At 69.9% G+C, this 3,390-nt stretch carries 4 protein-coding genes and 1 riboswitch; all 4 genes read right to left on the bottom strand.

Going from position 1 to position 3,390, the window contains the following annotated elements; all coding sequences use genetic code 11:
* Positions 1–702: TonB-dependent receptor (locus tag WBA11_RS19375; RefSeq protein WP_424522271.1), on the bottom strand; the 702-nt coding region annotated here is incomplete at its 3' end.
* A gap of 92 nt (positions 703–794) precedes the next feature.
* Positions 795–1,032: riboswitch (cobalamin riboswitch) on the bottom strand.
* Between the two features lie 78 nt (positions 1,033–1,110).
* Positions 1,111–1,449, bottom strand: coding sequence for a DUF86 domain-containing protein (locus tag WBA11_RS19370; protein WP_424522270.1), 339 nt, complete (start codon positions 1,447–1,449; stop codon positions 1,111–1,113).
* Positions 1,446–1,766: a nucleotidyltransferase family protein gene (locus WBA11_RS19365; RefSeq protein WP_424522269.1), complete on the bottom strand. Its 321-nt coding sequence runs from the start codon at positions 1,764–1,766 to the stop codon at positions 1,446–1,448. Before WBA11_RS19365 ends, WBA11_RS19370 begins: the two co-directional genes overlap by 4 nt.
* A gap of 28 nt (positions 1,767–1,794) precedes the next feature.
* Positions 1,795–3,240, bottom strand: a complete 1,446-nt coding sequence (locus WBA11_RS19360) for a glutamate synthase subunit beta (RefSeq protein WP_424522268.1) — start codon at positions 3,238–3,240, stop codon at positions 1,795–1,797.
* Between the last annotated feature and the right edge of the window lie 150 nt (positions 3,241–3,390).

Below are 3,390 nucleotides of genomic sequence, written 5' to 3'. Positions count from 1 at the left end.
CTCGTAGGCCAGCTTTCCGAACAAGGCATCGCGCCGGATATCGGCATTCGAGCGAGGGCCGGTCACACCGAGCGTCCGGGTTTCTTGGTCGAACCGCGTCGAGTCCGTGTAGAGGTAGTCGCCGTCGCCTTGGTCGTGGTCGAATGCGACGACGGCCGAAAGGCCGGGCCGGTTGTCCGCGACCAGGAAGCTGCCGCCGCGCTCGCCCCACGCGCCGGTTCTCACGTCGATCCGCGCGCTTCGACCTCGAGGTCGATGTGTGCGGACTTGAATCACGCCGCCGATGCCATCGGTCCCGTACAGCGCCGACGCCGGGCCGTGCGCGACCTCGAGGCCGTCGACGGCGGCGGCCGGTAGCAGGCTCAGGTCCAGCTGTCCAAGCTGAGGATCCGTGATCCGGTGGCCGTCGAGCAGCACCAGCGTTTGGCTGGCGCCGGTCCCTCGGAGCGACAGGCTCGCCAGTCCGCCTGGGCCGTAGCGCTTGACGAACACGGCCGTTCTCGCCTCCAACGCGTCCGCGACGGTTCGGGCGCCGGCAGCCTCGAGGTCGGCGCGGTCCAAGACCGTCACGCGGCTCGGCGCGGCGTGCGTCGCGACCGGTGCTCGAGCGGCCGTCACGGTCACCTCACCGAGAGTGTCGGGCGAGGCCGTCTGCGCGTGGAGCGCGGCGGAGGCGAGAAAAAGGAGGGCGGCGAGGCGCATAAAAAACCCCATGCCTCAAGCAGGCACGGGGTCAGCGCACACGGCCGTCCGGCCGCGTCGAAGGACACCGCGCCTCTGGTCCCGGAGGCGGTGGGGATCGTCGCGTTCAGGCAGGTCTCCTGGCTTGCGGCCCGGCCTCGGCGTCGAGGCGTGCGTCGGCTCGGCCCCGACCTTCCCCCCGGCCTCGAGGGCGGGAGTGGTCGCGGGCGTCATGGCCAGCGGCGGGTCGCCTACAGTTGCGGGTACAGCTCCGGCGTGGCGTCAACGACGTGTCACCGGATTCCCTTTTCAGCCGCGGCGAAGCGCGGCACCTGAGGCGGGGTGAAAGAGCAGGCCTCAATGTAGACCCTCGAGGCCAGGCGCGTCCTCGAGGCCGACGACTTCACACGGTGCGCCCTCGAGGACGGCTCAGAGGGATTCGAGCAGCGTCCGAAGCTGGGGAAGGAGTCCGGCGATGTCCTCGGTCACGGCTCCCCAGACAATTCCGAGGTCGACGTTGTCGTACCCGTGAATGAGTCGGTCTCGCATCTGGGCCATCTTGGTCCACGGGATGTCGGAGTGGCGGTCTCGGAACGACGGAGACAGTCGCTTTGTGGCCTCTCCAATGACCATCAAGTGGTGGAGCACGGCGGACTGGACCAGACGATCGTCCTCGAAGGCCTCGAACGAACCCGCACGCTTGGCGAATGCGATGGCTTCTCGGGCGAATCGCTCGAGGTCCGCGAACGTCACGTGGTCGCGAGTCATGCCGCGCTTCGATACAGGAGACGGGCGGAGTCGAGGATGAAGGCCTTTCGGTACGGGTTGTGGCTCTTCTCTATGGCTCGGCGAGTCATCAGGTCAACCGGTCGTCCTACGACGGCCTCGAGCTCGTCCGTGATGTCGAACAGGTCGAACAGCGTCGGCCGTGCGTCGGGACGAAACGAGACCAACAGGTCCACGTCGCTCTCGGGACCGAACCGGTCGTCGAGAGCGGAGCCGAACAGCTCGAACGACGTCACCGCCCAGCGTTGGGCGATGCGCTCGATCTCGGCGTGCTGGTGGTCGGTGAGAAGGAGTGCCATGCTCGAAACCTACGTCCTCGAGGACGAGTCATCCCCGAGGCAGGTCGCCGTCGCCCTTGGTCGGGAGCGAGGTCTCGCCCTCGAGGGTCAGGTCCACCGCGCGCGCGGCCTCGCGGCCGTCCGAGATCGCCCAGACTACGAGCGAGGCGCCGCGCTGGGCGTCGCCGGCCACGAACACGCCGTCGGCGGCCGTCGCGTAGTCCGTCGCCGAGACCCATCCCCGTGAGTCGAGCGTGACGCCGGTCTGCTCGGTCAGGGCCTCCGTCTCCGGTCCGGCGTAGCCGATGGCGATCACGACCAAGTCGGCGCCCCACATACGGTCCGTCTCCTCCAGGGTCTCGACGCGAAAGCCGCCGCCGGACGTGTCGACGCGAGCGTCGAGTGTGCGGACCGACGACACGTGGCCGTCCCCGCAGAACTCCTGGGCCGAGACCGACCACACGCGGTCGCCGCCCTCCTCGTGCGAACTCGAGGTCGAGAGCGCCGGGCTCCGAAACGGCCACGTGGCGCCTCGCGGCACCCGGTCCGGCGGCCGGTCCGTGATCTGAAAGCTGACGACGGACGCCGCCCCTTGCCGGTGCGCCACCCCGATGCAGTCCGACGCCGTGTCGCCTCCGCCGATCACGACGACTCGCTTCCCGGCCGCGCTGATCGAGGACGGTGGCCCGCCGGCGACCTGCTTGGCGTGCGGCGTCAGGTAGTCCCATGCCGTCACGACGCCCCCGAGCTCGCGGCCCGGCACCTCGAGGTCGTGCGCCCGCGTGGCGCCGGTCGCGATGATGACCGCGTCGTGCCGAGCGCGGAGATCCGCCCATGTCCCGTCGGTCCCGACCTCGACGCCGCACTCGAAGCGAACGCCCGACGCGCGAAGAACGTCGAGGCGCCGGTCCAACAGGTCCTTGCTCAGCTTGAAGTCTGGGACGCCGTAGCGGAGCAGCCCGCCCGGCCGGTCGTCCCGCTCGTAGACCGTGACCGTATGGCCAACGGACGCGAGCTGCGCCGCGGCTGCCAAGCCTGCCGGCCCACTCCCGACGACCCCGACCGTCTTGCCTGTCAGAGCCGCCCTCGAGGGCTTGACCCATCCGGCCTGGAACGCCTTCTCCGCGACGGCCTGCTCGATCTGCTCGATGGTGACGGGGTCCGCCGCCAGGCCGAGCACGCACGCCGACTCGCACGGGGCGGGGCAGATGCGGCCGGTGAACTCGGGGAAGTTGTTCGTCGCGCTGAGCACGTCGTACGCGTCTCGCCAGCGCTCTTGCTGGACGGCCTCGTTGAAATCCGGGATCGCGTTTCCAAGAGGACAGCCAGCCTGGCAAAACGGGACGCCACAGTCCATGCAGCGCCGTGCTTGGGTCTGGGCGTCGCCCTCGAGGATGGGAAGCTCGACCGCCAGGTCGTCCTCGACGCGCCTGGCGACGGGCCGGCGGGCGATGGGCTGACGCGGGAGGTCGAGAAAGTCGAAGGTGTTGGACATGACCTCAGGAGGGGAGAGGCGCGGCTTGGAGGACGGAGCCGTCGCCGTGCTCGGCCGGGCGGTCGGGGGCGTGGGCGAACGCGTCGGCCTCGAGGGCGCGGCGGTACTCCGTCGGGAACACCAAGACGAAGCGGCGGAGCGCGGCGGGCC

The organism is Rubrivirga sp., assembly GCF_049648075.1.
Taxonomy (GTDB): domain Bacteria; phylum Bacteroidota; class Rhodothermia; order Rhodothermales; family Rubricoccaceae; genus Rubrivirga.
This window is presented reverse-complemented; position numbering and strand designations above follow the sequence as displayed.

Coding starts and splice junctions, on each gene's coding strand:
- WBA11_RS19370 (WP_424522270.1), bottom strand. CDS start 1,449: ATGACTCGCGACCACGTGACGTTCGCGGACCTCGAGCGATTCGCCCGA.
- WBA11_RS19365 (WP_424522269.1), bottom strand. CDS start 1,766: ATGGCACTCCTTCTCACCGACCACCAGCACGCCGAGATCGAGCGCATC.
- WBA11_RS19360 (WP_424522268.1), bottom strand. CDS start 3,240: ATGTCCAACACCTTCGACTTTCTCGACCTCCCGCGTCAGCCCATCGCC.